At 44.7% G+C, this 16,959-nt stretch carries 15 protein-coding genes; 2 read left to right on the forward strand and 13 right to left on the reverse strand.

Going from position 1 to position 16,959, the window contains the following annotated elements:
- Positions 1-45 precede the first annotated feature (45 nt).
- The 6 genes from fumC to QMA04_RS15665 form a co-directional block, all read right to left on the reverse strand.
- Positions 46-1,428, reverse strand: a complete 1,383-nt coding sequence (gene fumC / locus QMA04_RS15640) for a class II fumarate hydratase (protein ID WP_191715458.1) — start codon at positions 1,426-1,428, stop codon at positions 46-48.
- 81 nt (positions 1,429-1,509) lie between these two features.
- Complete coding sequence (locus tag QMA04_RS15645; protein ID WP_290186879.1) at positions 1,510-3,009, reverse strand: UDP-N-acetylmuramoyl-L-alanyl-D-glutamate--2,6-diaminopimelate ligase; 1,500 nt, start codon at positions 3,007-3,009, stop codon at positions 1,510-1,512.
- A 192-nt stretch (positions 3,010-3,201) separates the two neighbouring features.
- Positions 3,202-4,734 (reverse strand): flotillin lipid rafts scaffold protein FloT, encoded by a 1,533-nt coding sequence (locus tag QMA04_RS15650; protein WP_203340501.1) that lies wholly within the window; start codon positions 4,732-4,734, stop codon positions 3,202-3,204.
- Between the two features lies 1 nt (position 4,735).
- On the reverse strand, positions 4,736-5,293 hold the full coding sequence (locus QMA04_RS15655; RefSeq protein ID WP_191715455.1) for an NfeD family membrane protein: 558 nt from the start codon (positions 5,291-5,293) through the stop codon (positions 4,736-4,738).
- A gap of 117 nt (positions 5,294-5,410) precedes the next feature.
- Positions 5,411-6,124, reverse strand: coding sequence for a hypothetical protein (locus tag QMA04_RS15660; RefSeq protein ID WP_290186883.1), 714 nt, complete (start codon positions 6,122-6,124; stop codon positions 5,411-5,413).
- Positions 6,125-6,207: 83 nt separating this feature from the next.
- Positions 6,208-6,765 carry a P-loop NTPase family protein gene (locus QMA04_RS15665; protein ID WP_290186885.1) on the reverse strand — a complete coding sequence of 186 codons (558 nt, stop codon included), beginning with the start codon at positions 6,763-6,765 and terminating at the stop codon, positions 6,208-6,210.
- A 236-nt stretch (positions 6,766-7,001) separates the two neighbouring features.
- On the opposite strand from QMA04_RS15665, the gene QMA04_RS15670 reads away from it, so the two are divergent.
- Positions 7,002-7,202 (forward strand): cold-shock protein, encoded by a 201-nt coding sequence (locus QMA04_RS15670; RefSeq protein ID WP_006830093.1) that lies wholly within the window; start codon positions 7,002-7,004, stop codon positions 7,200-7,202.
- Positions 7,203-7,437: 235 nt separating this feature from the next.
- Here the strand turns inward: QMA04_RS15670 and QMA04_RS15675 are convergent, their stop codons facing one another.
- The 6 genes from QMA04_RS15675 to QMA04_RS15700 form a co-directional block, all read right to left on the reverse strand.
- Complete coding sequence (locus QMA04_RS15675) at positions 7,438-9,087, reverse strand: serine hydrolase (RefSeq protein WP_290186890.1); 1,650 nt, start codon at positions 9,085-9,087, stop codon at positions 7,438-7,440.
- A 108-nt stretch (positions 9,088-9,195) separates the two neighbouring features.
- Positions 9,196-9,660: a GNAT family N-acetyltransferase gene (locus QMA04_RS15680; protein ID WP_290186891.1), complete on the reverse strand. Its 465-nt coding sequence runs from the start codon at positions 9,658-9,660 to the stop codon at positions 9,196-9,198.
- Positions 9,657-10,109, reverse strand: a complete 453-nt coding sequence (locus QMA04_RS15685) for a hypothetical protein (RefSeq protein WP_191715451.1) — start codon at positions 10,107-10,109, stop codon at positions 9,657-9,659. Before QMA04_RS15685 ends, QMA04_RS15680 begins: the two co-directional genes overlap by 4 nt.
- Positions 10,110-10,323: 214 nt before the next feature.
- A complete protein-coding gene (locus tag QMA04_RS15690) occupies positions 10,324-12,942 on the reverse strand; it encodes an MMPL family transporter (RefSeq protein ID WP_191715450.1) in 2,619 nt (872 codons plus the stop codon).
- A gap of 3 nt (positions 12,943-12,945) precedes the next feature.
- Positions 12,946-13,389 carry a MarR family winged helix-turn-helix transcriptional regulator gene (locus QMA04_RS15695; RefSeq protein WP_290186893.1) on the reverse strand — a complete coding sequence of 148 codons (444 nt, stop codon included), beginning with the start codon at positions 13,387-13,389 and terminating at the stop codon, positions 12,946-12,948.
- A 112-nt stretch (positions 13,390-13,501) separates the two neighbouring features.
- A complete protein-coding gene (locus QMA04_RS15700; RefSeq protein WP_290186895.1) occupies positions 13,502-14,584 on the reverse strand; it encodes an AI-2E family transporter in 1,083 nt (360 codons plus the stop codon).
- A gap of 146 nt (positions 14,585-14,730) precedes the next feature.
- On the opposite strand from QMA04_RS15700, the gene QMA04_RS15705 reads away from it, so the two are divergent.
- A complete protein-coding gene (locus QMA04_RS15705) occupies positions 14,731-15,561 on the forward strand; it encodes an undecaprenyl-diphosphate phosphatase (RefSeq protein WP_290186897.1) in 831 nt (276 codons plus the stop codon).
- A gap of 76 nt (positions 15,562-15,637) precedes the next feature.
- Here QMA04_RS15705 and QMA04_RS15710 read toward each other — a convergent pair whose 3' ends face one another.
- Positions 15,638-16,765, reverse strand: a complete 1,128-nt coding sequence (locus QMA04_RS15710; RefSeq protein ID WP_290186899.1) for a CAP domain-containing protein — start codon at positions 16,763-16,765, stop codon at positions 15,638-15,640.
- Positions 16,766-16,959 lie beyond the last annotated feature (194 nt).

Raw genomic sequence — 16,959 nt, forward strand, 5'->3', positions numbered from 1 at the left:
CGGATTAAAAAGCGGCTGGAGAAATTCCAGCCGCTTTGTGTTTTTTCATTTTCCTACCATGTTCTCCGGTTTTACCCATTCGTCAAACTGATCCGCAGTCAAATGGCCGCTGTTCACAGCAGATTCTTTTAATGTTGTGCCATCTTTATGGGCTTGTTTAGCAATCGCCGCAGCTTTTTCGTATCCAATATGCGGATTCAACGCCGTTACCAGCATCAATGAATTGCTCACGTGATTTTGAATAACGTCCAGATTAGCTTCAATGCCCACTGCACAATGATCGTTGAAACTGATCAAGCTGTCTGTCAACAAACGGACAGATTGCAGGAAGTTGTAAGCAATGACTGGTTTAAAGACATTCAATTCGAAGTTTCCTTGGCTTGCGGAAAAACCGATTGTTGCATCGTTGCCCATTACTTGAGCTGCTACCATCGTCAATGCTTCACTTTGTGTCGGATTGACTTTCCCTGGCATGATGGAACTTCCTGGCTCATTCGCAGGAATGGTGATTTCACCGATTCCGCTGCGGGGACCGCTTGCCAACCAGCGTACATCGTTGGCAATTTTCATTGCATCCGCTGCCAATGCTTTAATGGCTCCGTGCGTGTAAACCATTTCGTCGTGACTTGTCAGTGCATGGAATTTGTTTTCTGCTGAAGTGAAAGTAGTTCCAACAGCTTCACTGATGAACTCAGCAACTGATGGGCCGAACGTTGGATCCGCATTGATGCCTGTTCCAACTGCTGTACCGCCGATTGCCAATTCACGCATGTGTTCAACGCTTTCGCGAATCATGCGTTCACTCTTTTCAAGCATGTGTCTCCAGCCACTGATTTCCTGGCCTAATGTTAGAGGTGTCGCATCTTGTAAATGCGTGCGTCCGATTTTGATGACGTCATTGAATTGTTGTGCTTTTTCATCCAATGTTGCTTTCAGCTTTTGAACAGCCGGCACAAGGTTTTCAGTCACTGCCAAAACGCCTGCAACGTGCATTGCAGTCGGATACGTATCGTTTGAACTTTGGGACATGTTCACGTCGTCGTTTGGATGAAGTTTTTCTTCAGAATTTTGTTCTGCCAAAATTTCATTTCCTCGGCGTGCCAGAACTTCGTTCATGTTCATATTGGATTGTGTGCCGCTTCCTGTTTGCCAAACGACCAATGGGAAATGATCATTCCATTTGCCTTCGATCACTTCATTCGCTGCAAGTTCAATCGCTTTCATTTTTGCTTCTGATAATTTTCCAAGTTTATGGTTTGCTTTAGCTGTCGCTTTTTTCAATTGAGCAAAAGCCATAACGACTTCATGCGGCATGCGTTCCGTACCGATTTCAAAGTTCTGTACGCTGCGCTGTGTTTGAGCGCCCCACATTTTGTCCGCTTCAACTTGAATTTCACCGATGGTATCTTTTTCTGTACGATACTGCATTCCATTCACTCCAATTCTGATATCTATGTATCCTTCTCTTCTATATAACCACATTCAGCCGCCAAAAAGCGACCTTTGCAGTTAAAATTCACTGTTTTTGCTACTGAAAAATTCTTCGATAATCGCTTCATCCGAATGCGGAATGTATTCTCCTCTGACAATCTGCGCGCCGTTGATCGAGCCGCTCGACAGCAAAATAAGATCACCTGGTCCACTTTCCTTTAAAGCTGCCAGAACCGCTTCCCGCCGCGAATTGGCTGTCAGCACTTGTTGCTTATATGGAATCGTCAATCCTTCAAGTACTGCATCAATTACAAGTGCGGGTTCATTATGCCCAGGATGGTCGACTGTCACCACAAGGATGTCGGCTTTTCCTTCAGCAGCTTTCGCCATCTTCGGCATTTTTGAAAAATCCCGTATGCCGATGCCTGCGATCAACGCAATCAGCCGGTTATGCGATAGTTTTTTCACTTCTTGAAGAACCGCGGCCAACGCAACCGGCGTATGGGCATAATCCAAGACGATCTTCCGATTGCCGGGGCCATGGATCATTTGGAAACGGCCTTCGACTTGAGACATTTTCGGCAGGACTGCCAGAATATCCACAAGCTCAATTCCCGATAAAAGAGCCGTTCCAACAGCGGCTGTCAAATTGGCCGCATTGTATTCACCATAAAGCGGAACATGGACCGGCCATCCCTGGCCCTGGTAGCGAAGTTCAAAATCCAGTCCGGAATCAGATGATTCGCATGCTGTCCAAATCAAATCAGCACCAGAATCCAGCTGGCTGCTGTAAGTTAAATGCGGATAATCGATGGTTTCCAAAATTTCTTTAGACATTCCTTCATCGTCAATATTAACCACAGCGGCATTGGACTGCTTAAATAATAAAAGTTTCGATTGAAGATAATGCTCAAAGGTTTTGTGGTATTCCAGATGCTCTTCCGAAATATTGGTATGGATGGCCACATCAAAACGGATGCCTTCCACCCGTTTTTGATCCAGTGCAATAGAAGAGACTTCCATAGCAACAGCTTGAATGCCGTCGGTTACGAACTTTCTGAAAATCTGATGGATGTCGGATGATATCGGGGTGGTAGGTGTACTCTTCTGGAACGGCATCTTTCCTGCTGCCCCTAAAATTCCGGTTGTTCCAATAAATCCACAAGAGACCCCAAGAAGATTGAACAGATTATAGACATACGTGGCTGTCGTTGTTTTTCCGTTCGTTCCTGTGACGCCTATCTTCAGCAAATTTGTTTGAGGGGACTGATAAAAGAAATCGGCTAGACAAGCGAGTGCTAAACGGACATTTTCAACTACCGCAAAAGAAAGATCAGGATGCTTTTCAGCATAATCGGCAAGCAACACAGGATTGGAGCCAATAATCATTGAAGCTCCATTTAAAATGGCTTCATCGATATACAAATGCCCATCAGTGTTTTCCCCGGGCACACAAAAGAAAGCACAGCCTTTGACTACTTGCCTTGAATTATAGGCAATGGAACTGATTTCCGGCTTGTCAGGACCGTACTGCGCAATTATATGAAAAGATGGGATGCTGGTAAGTGGTATCTCCATAAAAAAGCTCCTTACGTAAAGTATGTCAAATACCTATAGTTTCACAGGAATATGTATCATTATTCTATCATTTACATAAGACACAGCAAATATTTAAGCTGTTTTCTCTGAAAATAAGTTATTTTCCATTTTTTCAGCAATATAAAAAGAAGCTTCCATTCAAATGTTCTCTGAATGGAAGCTTCTTTTTCTTTACTTTACTTCAAGTTCTTTTGTCGGTTGATCCTTTTCAGCCAACTCATACCGCAATTGCTCAATAGTTTGTGCATAATCCGTCTTCCCAGTTAAGTTCTCCAGCATTTCCCGCACGTCGATGCCTGATGACTCTTTCAACGTCTCTTGCAAAGTCGACATCAGATTGGTTGCATACGAAGTGACTTTATTGGCGCCTCCGCCTTCGCCGCTTCCTGTATCCACAACGGTGATCTTGTCGATGTTGGCAAGTGGACTGGCGATTTCTCTTGCATATTCCGGCAGCATTTTGACGATCATATCAAGTGTGGCTGCCTGGCCATACATTTCAAATGCTTCAGCAATTTTCCGTTTCGCTTCCGCTTCTGCCAAACCACGCAGCCGGATAATGTCCGCTTCGGACTCCCCTTGTGCACGTTGTGAGTCCGCACGCGCCTGGCCGTCCAAACGAATTTTTTCTGCATCGGCTTTCGCCATCGCTTCAACACGGTATTTCTGCGCATCCGCATCCGCCAACTGTTTCGATTTCTCTGCTTCGGCTGCCTGTTCAACCGAATAACGGTCCGCATCCGCTTTTTTCTTCACTTCAGAATCGTATTGGCGTTCTCGGCGCTGAATTTCCTTTTCTTCCAGCTCGATCTGTTTCTGGCGCTCGATGATTTGAATTTGCATCTCCTGCTCAATAACTTCCTGCTTAGCTTTTGCAGTTTCAAGTTCATAAGCCTGATCGGCACGAGCTTTCGCACTATCCTGCTCGCGTCGGTATTCAGCAACCTTCAACAAGTTCTCTTTTTCCGCTTCAGCAATTTCCGTCGCGCGTTCAATTTCAGCACGTTGCGCATCTTTTCCAGCTTCAGCCCGCTTGATGCGTGTCTGCATTTCGGATTCCGCGGTTGAAATATCGGCATCTCTTTTCACTTGAGCGATTCGTGCTTTACCCAACGAATCCAAATACCCGTTTTTATCACGAACATCTTTGATGGTGAACGAAACGATGATCAATCCCATTTTCGCCAAATCGTGTGAAGCGACACGCTGCACTTCTTGTGAAAACTTATCGCGGTTCTTGTAAATCTCTTCAACTGTCATGGAACCCAGTATCGAACGAAGATGGCCTTCAAGTACTTCTTTCGCTTCGTTTTCCCGGTCTTCCTTTGATTTCCCTAAAAATTGCTCGGCAGCCGTGGCAATTTCTGATATGGATCCGCCGATTTTGATGATTGCTGTTCCATCTGCCATAACCGGCACACCTTGCTCGGTATACACTTCGGGTGTCGTCACTTCCAGTTTGCTCGACAATAAGCTCAAAGGAGCCGCCTGTTGGAACACCGGAAGCAAGAAGGTCCCTCCGCCTCGTATAATTTTAATGCGGTTTCCTGAATCATCTGTATGAACATTCTTCGATCCCAAATAACTTCCGGTTACAATCAATGCCTCATCCGGTCCAACCGTCTTGTATTTGGTGATATAAACTCCGACAATCGCCAATATAATAAATGCAGCAATTCCTAATGCGATCCAGCCCATTTCCATCCTAAGTCCCCCTTGTCATTTTCATTTCTTTCGTAAAGTCCAACGGCTCATAAGCCTGGACATACAACGTGCCTTCATTCACTTCGATGATCAACACCTTTTGATCTTGGCCAATGGCTTCATTGTCATAGCCCGCCGCACGCTTTGAAATCATTCCTGCATACGTCTCCAAAACCACTTCTCCATAGCCATCGACAGGGATAGGGATGATGACATTGGCCACTTGTCCAAGAAGCGACTCATCTGAATAGGCAATTGAAGATTCAGCAGAAGACAAGGGCAATAAAATAAATAGATAAAGCAATAAGTCCAACACTACTGCAGCCATAGCCGCCATGCCCAACACTGCCCATTCATTAAACGTTGTAGCCGTCTCCAGTAAAAAACCAATCGCAGCAGTAAATGTGATAAAAGCCAGAATCACTGTCGGGTTGAACACCGGCAGGGCGTCTCCCAAGTCTGCAACGTCTCCGAAAAAGACATACAATACAGTCAATGCGCCGGCTCCCAATAGGATATACATATACAGCTGCTCCATGGATAAGCCAAAAATCAACATTCCAAAACCTCCCATTCCAGTAAACGTATTACCATCTCACTTAATTAATACGAATATAATAGGAAGAAGTTTCAGAATTCTTTTGAATTTGTTCTGAAATATAAAAAACCCGTTCTTTTACAGAACGGGTTTGGCGAATTGAAGTTCATGAAAACCATGTACGAGCTGAAAACCGATGCCCACGTAGCCTTCATCAAGCAATTCCTGCTGTTTTTCCAGATGATCCATTTTTACTGTCATATGGTCAGTGTAATGGACGTCCGGAACCTTGAGGTCCTTGACCAGAATGTAGCGTTTTAATCCGGCATACTTCTCTTTCAAGGCAGCAATGTGCATAGCTTGCGTAAACTTATCTTTCAGGCTTGGAATATTCATTGGTGCCACCGTGCAGCATACATAACGGAATTCTTCTTCAAGGTTCGGCAGTTCCTTCATTATCACTTCCGCTAATTTCTGCTGGAGGCGATTTCCTCGATACTCCGGCAGAACCACTGATATTTCCTGGTAAATCACTTTGTGCAATTCTTCCGGGGGGAGGCCGATATCCCAGCCCAGGTGTTCTTCATCGATTTCAGGAATCAGCAAAGCCCTAAAGCCGATCAGCTCTTCTTCGACGAAAGCTCCTACCAACAGTCCCCGTTCATTTAGGATAAACAGGAATTCTTCAGTACTTAAAGCTTGAAGTGTAGCTTTTTCAGGAAGCGATTCAATCACTTTTTGTTGAACTTGTTCTATTACGGGCAAATCTTCCAAATACAGCCGCTTCATAGAAAAAGGAAGTTTTTTATGAAGCACTTGGTTCGTAATTGTGCCTTCATGCAGCAACTTCATCAGCCATTCTCCTCCGTATCGTTATGTAACTTCAGAATACCACTTCCCACTATGAACGTCTTTAAGTTTTTTCAATTACCTTATTAATTGAAACCATTGTCCTTGTAAAGAGAGGCAGGCATGTCCGCCATTTTCTCCAGATAGCCATTGATTTGTTTCTGATTCCGGAGAAAAACAACTTTATGATGAGGACTTTCTTCTATAAATTGCACCATCCGTTTTCTCATTTTGACTTTGCGGGCACTGTATGTAGAAATGATGAACGTCAAAAACTCTTTATCCAGCTTTTCCGGACAGCCAAGCGCCATATCAGGGCGCGTTTTCCCTTGATTGGCAATTCGGCGTTTGACCACCCGATACAGGCAAACGGCTAAAGGCAATTCTAAATAGATGAGGGTGTCCGCCTTTTTACTTCGTATTTCATAAGTGCCGGTGTAGTTCCCTTCGATGATCCAACGGTCCTCTTTCACCAACTGCTGCTGTTTTTCACTAAATTCTTTTTCACTGCTTTCAATCCATCCCGCCTTCCAAAAGTAAGAATCCAAATGATGGACCGGAATGTTCTTTTTTTCCGATAACTTCCTCGCAAAGCTTGATTTGCCAACACCCGCCGATACCCCAAGCACCATAATTTTCTCCAAAACCGTCCCCTCCTGCTTCTGTTTCTTTTGGTTTTTTCATTATAATCCAACATGGAATTTATCCGTATCAAAAAGAATATTCGTTAATCACTTGCAATATCTGTATACCCATGTTATTCTAAGGAAGAATTATTTTTGTTCGGATAACTTTTTACAAAGTGTCAGATGTCCATCTGCAAGATTTGAGCAAGGATAGTAATACAATGTATGCTTACGCATACGAGGAGGAAACACACATGGAACAAGGTAAAGTGAAATGGTTTAACTCAGAAAAAGGATTCGGCTTCATCGAACGCGAAGGCGGCGACGATGTATTCGTACATTTCTCTGCAATCCAAAGCGAAGGCTTTAAATCACTTGACGAAGGTCAAGAAGTAACGTTTGATATCGAGCAAGGCCAACGCGGTCTTCAAGCTACTAACGTTCAAAAAGCTTAATTTCAACTTATCAATGAGCTCTTCTTCGGAAGAGCTTATTTTTTTGTCTTTTTTTCAATGCCGTTCCCTTCATTCTTTCTCTATTAAAAAACGGCAGTTGCGCAAAACAGCAACTACCGCTTTCCATTCCCCTTAATTCAACCAAAAATAAAGTTGGAAAACACCAAAAATCAAAATACATGTTGCCAGCGTCCCGAAAACGATCGCCAACGCCAATTTCTTTCCGGTCATACTTTCACTCCTTTTCAATTCTCAACTCTTGTATGGTTTCCACAATATCATAGGCTCCCGCGCTTTTATTCGATAAAACCGTCAGGATGCTGCCGTCTGCCGGATAAAATGCCGAATGGAAACTGGCCCCTGGGTCATAGCCCATCACATGATATTTTAGAACGCCTTCTGTTTTCCTTTGAATCCACATGCCATAGCCGTAATCGCCGTCTTCTCCCGAAGCGTGGATCTCGAGCATCGCCTTCACCATATCTTTCCCCACTAAATGGCCTTCCATTAACGCATACCAGAAATTCGCCATATCACCTGCTGTGACATAAGCGCCTCCGTCAGCTCCTCCACGGATTGGAATAGCGTAATGGTTAGTCCGCCATGCACCTTCCTCTTCGATATAGCCGAAAGCCGTTTGGCCTGGCAGACGGTCCAGACGGAAATAGCCTGAATTCAGCATGTTGGCAGGACCAAAAATCCGTTCCTGCACCACGTCGGTAAACTCACTTCCCGTTAATTGCTCCACAATGAGCCCAAGTGCGATAAAACCGGCATTGTTGTAATGGAACCGCTCGCCAGGCTGGAACATCATCGGCTGCTCTTTGAACAAGGGAATAAAATCGGAAGCCGTCTGCATCAAATACATAGGCTGCCGTCTCCATAGATCTTCGAAATCATCCATGACCTGTTCATCAAAATAATCCGGTATGCCGGATGTATGCGTCAATAATTGATGGATCGTGACGTTAAAATTCGGAAACGTTTGCGGCAGCAGCTCGGATAACCGGTCACTGAAATTCAGTTTCCCTTCCTCCACCAATTGGCATACCGCAACAGCGGTGAAAAGCTTACTGCCTGACGCAATGCCAAAGCGTGTGTCTATGGCATTCGGCCTTTCGTCTGCACGATTAGCAAATCCTCTTGCAGCTGTCCAAGTCTCTCCTTTTTGGAGGTAGGCGACACCCGAGAAATCGATTTCATCCATCTTATCCATAATCGGGTTGACCGGCTTCTGCTGCCCAAATCGCCCTTCTTCCGTAATATCAATCTGGCGTCCATCGGATAGCTCTATCGAAAGCGGATGTGTTTCGCTTTTCTGTTTCGAAAAATACCACGTACGTTTAGGTGCCACTAAGATGATATACGTATGTCCACTGCCAAGAAAGTTCAACGATTTCGGGTCGATCCCTTTATTGCCGCGGACCGGAATATCCATACTTTCGATTGCTTCACCGACTTCCTCGACATCGGGTGTGGTGATGCTCACTTCACTGATATCGAGCAGTGAATCGACAGTGAAATTGCCCATACGGTCGACGCTGCGGCGTGCGATAAACTCCACGACATTCCCTGCAGGATCTTGAAAATAAAACGCATCGGCATCGAAATTGGCATAAAAAACTTCATCCATCCCTTCCTGGCGATTTAAAGTTACACGCTCACTGGCCCACCATTTGGCGAGCGTAAACTGATTGCCCGGAATATTCAGCGCAAAGTGATAGACAGCCGCTCGTTCAGATTCACGGAAAACCAATTGAGATTCTCCAATTGACAGGGTAAAACTGGTTTCATCTTCTTCCACAATCCGAAAACCTAATTGATATTCATAGAACCCCTTCATGTCTTCTAACTGGTTTGTGTACAAGGTCACCTTTTTAAACATGTCCTCACTCCTTGCCTTTAGCATACCGAAAAATCGGATTTATTACCTCTTTTAACCACAAAAAAAGAAGAGCAGAGCTCCTCTTTTTTTGTTGGCGTCCTATAACCGTTACTTACTGATGGCATACCGAAGCCTGACCATGTCACGGCATTCAATGCCGTTTTCAAAAATCGGTTCCCGATAATTTCTCCTGAAAAAGTCAGGATCGATTGCATGGAGGCGAAAACCGCATTTCTGATAAAGAGCCAGCTGGCCCAGACTTGAATTGCCGGTACCAATTTCCACGAACTCAAAACCTCGCCGTGCCGATTCTGCCAAAGCATGCTGAAGAAGCTGCCGCCCATAGCCCATGCCTCGAACGCTTTCCGCAACCGCTATGTTTTTAATTTCCACTGTGGTTTCTGACAAAGAAAGCAACACGTAGACGCCTATTGTTGGACCATTCCGTTCTTCAGCGACCACGCACCAGCCGGATGCACAATAAGCACGCACCAATTGTTCTGAAGGGTCCGCTTCCAATAATAGATCCATCGGCAACGGTTCAGAAACTTGCAGCTGACGAAATTTCATCATTTCTTTTCTTTAAAGCCCTGATCAAGCAAGTAATTTTCAGCATCATCAAACGTTCCGAAGCTTTCTTCGAGGTTTTTTCCTGTATAGACATTCCAGAACGGTTCTTCGTAGACCAAATCCAATTTCACGTTATCGCGGCTGACCCACGTCTTGTCATACGGCGGTTCCGGTTCTAAAGATAAATAATCCAGCGAATCGGCTAAAACGCTGCGCAATTCTTTTTCGGAAAAATCACGGATATTGACGAAGCCTTTTTTATCCACTTCATACTGCGGCAAGTTGCCTACATAGACAAAACCATTGCCCGTTGGATGCAAATGATAGACGACGATTTTCTTGTCGTACAAACTCTCTTCATAATGGAAGTTCACGCGTTTCATCGATACATCTTTTCTCGTCAATTCCGGAAAAGATTCAATGATTTCCAGTTTTTGCTCAAATGTTAACAATCTCATTACCTCGTTTCGTAGTTTCATTTATTTCATCAAAAACCTTAGTTAAGATCCAAGACATAAATCTGTTCGCTATATACTGAAACTCGCAGAAATATATGGTTACACCCGTTTCGCATTTTCAATTACCATTTAGTATACCACGACCGGCGCAATCCCACATCCATAGAAAAAAGCTGCGCGAACGCAGCTCTTATCAACTATAGTCCTATTATTTTTTCTTGCCGAACGGCCACCAGACGCCCCGGTCAAAGGATACTGAAATCGCCGGTATCAATAGCGGCAGCACAATCAGTCCGTACAACAGCAGTCCTGTTATAACGATCGTCGCAATCTGTACGAGGCTTAAGACACCAGATGGCATCATGGCACCGAATGTACCCGCCAGAATAATCGCTGCCGTAATGATGACAGTTCCCATCTTCGCCATCGATGTACGCATCGCATCGCGGACTGTGATTCCGTTAAATGATTCTTCGCGGAACCGGTCAAGCAGGAAGATCGAATAATCGACTCCCAACGCCACCAGCATAACAAAGCCGAAGAACGGCACTGCCCAGCTGATGCCATCATAACCAAGACCATTTACAAAGATCAATTCCGCAATGGAAATCGAAGTATAATACGTCAGCAAAAGCGATCCGATCATATACAATGGCATAATCAATGAACGGAAAAGAATTGCCAGGACAACGAACAAGCTGATCAGCATGATGACCACCGTATTGGTAAAGTCATTGGAGGATACTTCTTCTAAGTCACTGTTGATGCTGGAAATTCCACTGAAGGCAATTTCCGCTTCTTCAAGCGGCGTTCCTGCTGCAGTGCGTTCAACCGTTTCTTTGATTTCAGAAGTGATGCCGATCGCTTCATGAGAATAAGGATCCTCTGATAAAATCACTTCCATCATCATTCCGGTGCCGTCCGCAAATGAATAACGATCGAGAACTTGTTCAAAGTCCTCGCTTTCCAGCGTTCCTTCCGGAATGAATAAACCGGTGTCACGCACAGCTTCACTGTCGCTCATTTCCTGCATCATTTCAACAACTTCTGTTAAGCCGTTTTGTATTTCAGCAAGGCCGTCGTTCGATGCGCCTACGCCTTCTGCCAGCTGAGTTAAGCCGGCACTAAGCTCTGCTGTTTGGCCAGCTGCTCCAGCCAGGCCTTGTTGAATTTCCGACAACCCGCCGCTGATTTGTGTTAATGCACCAACCGTTTGAGGGATGTTGCCAGTTACTTGCAAGCCTTGTGAAACTTGGCCTATTTGTTGGTTGATCTGGCCAAGCCCTGCAGCGGCTTCATTCAATCCCCCTGCATTGCCTGCTTGATCAGCAATAGCACTTAGGTTGGTCTGGACTTCTGTAAGCCCCGCTTGCACTTCGCCCAGTCCATCACGTGCCTCGCCCAAGCCATCTGCCATAAGGCCAAGTTGTTCATCCACGTACAGTTCATCAATTACGTCGCCTGTCGGACGTGTAATCGATCGAACCGTTTCAACGCCATCAATTTTTTCAATTTCTTTACTTAACATTTCGAAATAAGGGACAGTCGACCGATCCGTCAAGGCATCATCTGATTTGACGATTACTTGAACCGGCAGAGAATCTCCTTTTCCAAAACCTTCTTCAATTGCGCGAAGGCCTTTCACCGATTCGTATTCCGAACCGATTTCATCTACCGTATTAAAAGATAAGTCATTGTCATACGTAAACAACAACGGCACAGTAATCACTGCCACTACCAGCATCGACAACAATGGACGATTGATCGACAGCTTGCTCATGTTGATCCACAATTTGCTGTCGCTGTGGGACGCTGTTTTCTTCGAAGGCCAGAATAATTTTTCCTTCAAAAGAGACATAAAGAACGGCACAATCGTGTAAAGGACCAGCAATAAGACAAAGATACCGACCGCTACAGCCACTGCTGATTTGAAAATCGGGAATTCAGCAAAGCCGATGGCAAAGAATCCTATAAACACGGCTATACCACTGATCAGCAAAGTTCGCCCTGCAGTTTTATACGTATTGATGATCGATTGCTCGACACCATGTCCAGCCGATAATTCTTCTTTATAACGGCTCAACAACAGGATACAATAGTCTGTTCCAATCCCGAACAGAATCGCCACCAAGAATATCTGTGTATAGTTTGACACTGGGAATCCGAACCAATCGATGAAAAACGCTACGATTGATTGGCTCAATAAATACGAAATCCCGACTGCCACAAGTGGAATGAACGGCGTTACGATTGAGCGGAACACTGCCAGCAATAACCCGAAAATCAAAACGACTGTTATGATTTCCGTACGCTTCAAGCCTTCCTGAGCACTGATGTTGACGTCGTTGTTGATGATGGCTTCTCCAGTCAGATAGGCTGTCATGTCTTCAGGAATAATCGTTTCCCTGATTGTGTCAGCCACGGCATTCACTTCTTCGTCCGTACCGTCAACCGTAACCGGCATCAATACCGTTTGGCGGTCCTCCGAAATCAGTTGCTCTTCCAATTCTTCGCTTTCTACGGGATTCAATACACTGGTTACAGGATCTCCCAATGCTTCTATGTCCGCAACCATCTGCTCAAGCGTTTCCCGCATCGAATCTGTTAGTTCACTTTCCAAAGGCATGACAAGCGAGATGGTTTGATCTGCAGCATCCGCATCCGTCAAAATTCTTGAAGCAATTTGCGAAGATGCTTCATCCGATAACTGGAATGACCCGGCTTGTTCCGCCTGCTCCGTTAAATTGGGCGCCAGCAGGAATAAGACGACCGTCAACACAATCAAACCGATTGCAATCGGCCATTTAAATTTCAATACACTCTTCATGTATTACACTCCATCCATTTTCATAATTGTTTTCAGCTTCCGGAAAATCGTTAGAAATTGATCTATTTCTTCGTCCGCGATATTTTCGGATATCAATTTCTCAATGTAATCCGTCAACACTTTCTCCAGTTCCATCAAAATTGCCTGCCCTTTATCCGTGAGCTCCAGCATTTTTTCCCGACGGTCCTCAGTCTGGACAACTTGGATCACTTCTTTTTGCAGCAATTTCTTGATACGGCTGGAAATCGCACTTTTATGTACGGCTTGCAGTACGGCTAACCTCGCTGAAGTAACGCGCTTTTCCTTGCTGATCAACTTCAGCATTTGAATCTGCTCAGGTGAATATTCGTTCCATAAAGGATGGTCGACCGATTTGATGACCCGCTCGGTTCCATACATCATCACTTCTTGAAAAAGATCCACCGCTTCTTTTATTCGTCCATCCAAAGTAGTTTACCCCCTCAACCAATATTTATAGTTTAGGGGGTAAACCTTTCAAGGTCAAGCAGGATGTTTTTTCCAAAGAAAAAACCTGTGAATAGAATTCACAGGTTCTCTTTTATTCAATTTCGCGTGTAGCGGTGTCACGAATTTCACTGCGTCTCGCATAGATGTTCTTGGCAATCGTCTTGATAACAGCATATACAGGTACCGCCAAAATGATTCCCCATAATCCAGCGATGTTTCCTGCTGCCAAGATCAAGGTAATGACTGTCAATGGGTGGACGTCGAGTGACTTGCCCATGACGTTAGGGGTGATGAAATTACTTTCAATCTGCTGTGCAACCAGCATGATGATAGCGACGTAGACCGCCATGATCGGGTCTTGTACAAGTGCAATGATGATGGCAGGAATTACCGCAATATAGGGCCCCAAGAACGGGATAACGTTAGTCGCCATACCAATTAAAGCCAATAATAAAGCGTAATCCAGGCCAATGATCAAATAACCGATCAGCAGCATGATCCCCACAAGGAAACTGACGAATAGTTGCCCCTGGATATACGCCTGAAGGGTTTCGTCGATGTCATGCAATGTTTTCCGAATCCATTTTTTTCGTTCTCCTGAAAAGAAACCGGAAACAAATGGAACGAATTTCTTATGGTCAACCAAAAGGTAAACCAGGAAAAACGGAACCAACACCAATGTAACCACACCGGATATAAAGCTGCCAATGAAGGAAAGTACCCATCCGCCAACATCCCCGATCCGGTCACCGATTTGGCCAGTCATGTCATTCAACTGCTCTTCAATTGAACCCGGAAGACGGTCACGCTGATCGAATATGTATTGGCCATATTCTTCCACACTGTCAATTATTTCAGGTGCATTGTCCACCAATGTATTGATTTGGCCGGTGACAATCGGGCCAATCATGATGTAGAACAAGTAGAATACTAAGACAATCGCTAGAAGGACGGTCAAAACCCCTGCCCATTTCGGGAATTTCTTCTTCATTAAGAAATTCAGGACCGGTCTCGTCAAGTAGAATAAGACACCTCCTAACAGCAACGGAACAAATATTGTCCCTGCAATAATAAATAAAGGATCGAAAATTCCTTGTACTTCAATAAATAAACGAATAATGACTAAAGCTAGGATAATTCCTACTCCTACTTGAAACCAAAGCTTGTTCGTCAAACACGTCACTTCCTTTCTTTTCAATAGTATACCCAGTTTACCACGAAAATATGGTATTATATTTTTTATGTTGTTTTGAAGTTATTGGATAAAAAAGCGGCACTGATAGATAAAATAAGGACACAAGCAATGGAGGATTTTATTTAATGGATCAATTATGGCTCACAATTAAATTTTTGCTTCTCGGACTTTTCCAAGGATTAACTGAACCGATTCCCATCTCATCCAGCGGGCATCTGTTGATTGCCCAATACTTTTTGGATGTTCAAATTGAAGGAAGCGTTTCAACCTTTGCTTTACTGGTCAACAGCGCATCCCTTATTGCGGTTTTGATCATTTACCGCGATGACATCAAACGCCTTGTCGTCAACGGTTTGAAATACTTCACTGTAAAAAATGCCGAAACAAAACGGGATTTCATGTTTGTGGTCTATCTTGTAGTCGCAACCATTCCTGCCGGGGTCATCGGCCTCTTGTTTCAGGATGCAATCGATGATAACTTGTCGACCATCTTGACAGTCGGTCTGACATTGATCGTAACCGGTCTTGGCCTTTGGTGGATCCGCAATATGCGCGGACAGCGAAAAGATGGCAACCTGACAATGAAAGACGCCATCATCATCGGCGGCGCACAAGCAATTGCACTAATCCCCGGCATCAGCCGAAGCGGCGCTACGATTGTGGCGGCGATGGCACGGGGCATTAACCAGGAAACCGCATTGCGCTTCTCTTTCTTGCTGTTTATCCCCATTAGCTTGGGAGGTGCTGTTCTCAGCATCACAGATATCATCAGTGACGATAACCTAGGGTCTATGGCCGTTCCATACATCATGGCATTCCTTGGATCTCTGGTCGCTTCTTATTTTTCATTAAAATGGTTTATGAACATCATGGCTAAAGGGCAATTGAAGTATTTTGCCATTTACTGCTTTATCATCGGTCCGCTTGTCGTCTTAGCGTGGCTTGTATTGAATTAAAAAAGCAGAAAAACTGAAAACTGTACGTATGTAAGCTAAAAAACAGGCTGCCAATTTCCATTGGCAGCCTGTTTTTCTATCGGTTAAAGAAATTTGCCGTGTAGTAAGGTTGGTTCTCTGAATTGAAGGCAGTTCCGATGCCTAAATACCCGAACTCCGGTTTGACAATATTTTCACGATGGCCCATGGAATTCATGAGTCCTTCATGAGCAAAGATGCTGCTGTATTGGCCATATGCCAGATTCTCACCCGCTACATAAAAGGCAATTCCATCTTCATTCATCCGGTCAAACGGCGACTGCCCCTTCAGGTTGGTGTGACTGAAGTATTGGTTCTCTGCCATGTCCTCACTGTGTTTTCGGGCCGTCACCTTTGTTTGTTCATCCCATTGCAACAGGGGCAAATCACGCTGAATCCGTGCCGAGTTGGTTAACTCGAAAAGCAGGAATTCATAACCTTCCCTTAACTCTTCATTCGGCTCAGCGTATATCTCAGAGCGTGCCTTCTCCAAATCTTCATGGATCACCTGCACCGCTGTCACCGTATCGCCTTCGTGGATATCATAAAAAACCGTAGTATACGTATTATCAGTTTTAAAAACATCGTATTCTTCACGTGTATCGAGTATATATTGAACATTTCCTTTTTGAAGGCTCTTCAGTGGGACACCAAGCAAAGAACGGACTTCCGTTTTTGTGGAATCCATCGAAATGCCTTCCGTCGAAGAAATTAAATCCTGATTGGTGAACATCCCATTCACTTTGCCTTCTTGGTCATAGGACAGCAGCACATAGTTTTGATAATTTTGGTGATAGCTATGCCAGTCAGTGCCATACTCATTTTGCATCAACCGAAGCGGAAGGCCGACCTTTCCCTGGGCTTCCTCCTTATCCGTGCCGAGCGTTACATTGTGAATGGCAATCAAAGAATCCGTTTCCACCAGTTCAGGCTTCGCTACAGCTTCCGGCAATTCAAGTGAGTTGGAAGCAATCAAAGACTGTAATTGGGCGCCGATACGCGAAGTGAAATTTCCGGCTTCATCAAGAGCTTCAGAAACTTTCGGATCTTCGGTGATGTTCTCAATTGTCCGATCAACAGAATCCAAGAAACTTAAATCGACATATTCACCCACCGGTTCTTCCCAAATCGGGCGCGCAAAAAACACGGCCAGCAACAGAATCATCAACCAAAACAGCTTCCGCACACACATCACCTCTTATCCTACAGTTTAATCGCAAACACACCATCCATAAAGCAAAAAGCCTTTGTTCAAGAAAAGCGAGAGCGTCCGTGTAGCTCTGACGGGCATAAGACAGACCGGCGAAGTGGCGCACTTTGCCACACAGCTGGGTTGGCTTATGACCCGAGGAGCTGGGCGCTTGAGCTGGACAACAAGAA

Origin of the sequence: Planococcus sp. APC 3900, from assembly GCF_030407735.1 — a bacterium.
GTDB lineage: Bacteria > Bacillota > Bacilli > Bacillales_A > Planococcaceae > Planococcus > Planococcus notacanthi.

Bases quoted from the DNA above. Each gene is read 5' to 3' on its own strand.
- fumC (WP_191715458.1), bottom strand. From the start codon at position 1,428: ATGCAGTATCGTACAGAAAAAGATACCATCGGTGAAATTCAAGTTGAA.
- QMA04_RS15645 (WP_290186879.1), bottom strand. From the start codon at position 3,009: ATGGAGATACCACTTACCAGCATCCCATCTTTTCATATAATTGCGCAG.
- QMA04_RS15650 (WP_203340501.1), bottom strand. From the start codon at position 4,734: ATGGAAATGGGCTGGATCGCATTAGGAATTGCTGCATTTATTATATTG.
- QMA04_RS15655 (WP_191715455.1), bottom strand. From the start codon at position 5,293: ATGTTGATTTTTGGCTTATCCATGGAGCAGCTGTATATGTATATCCTA.
- QMA04_RS15660 (WP_290186883.1), bottom strand. From the start codon at position 6,124: ATGAAGTTGCTGCATGAAGGCACAATTACGAACCAAGTGCTTCATAAA.
- QMA04_RS15670 (WP_006830093.1), top strand. From the start codon at position 7,002: ATGGAACAAGGTAAAGTGAAATGGTTTAACTCAGAAAAAGGATTCGGC.
- QMA04_RS15675 (WP_290186890.1), bottom strand. From the start codon at position 9,087: ATGTTTAAAAAGGTGACCTTGTACACAAACCAGTTAGAAGACATGAAG.
- QMA04_RS15680 (WP_290186891.1), bottom strand. From the start codon at position 9,660: ATGATGAAATTTCGTCAGCTGCAAGTTTCTGAACCGTTGCCGATGGAT.
- QMA04_RS15690 (WP_191715450.1), bottom strand. From the start codon at position 12,942: ATGAAGAGTGTATTGAAATTTAAATGGCCGATTGCAATCGGTTTGATT.
- QMA04_RS15705 (WP_290186897.1), top strand. From the start codon at position 14,731: ATGGATCAATTATGGCTCACAATTAAATTTTTGCTTCTCGGACTTTTC.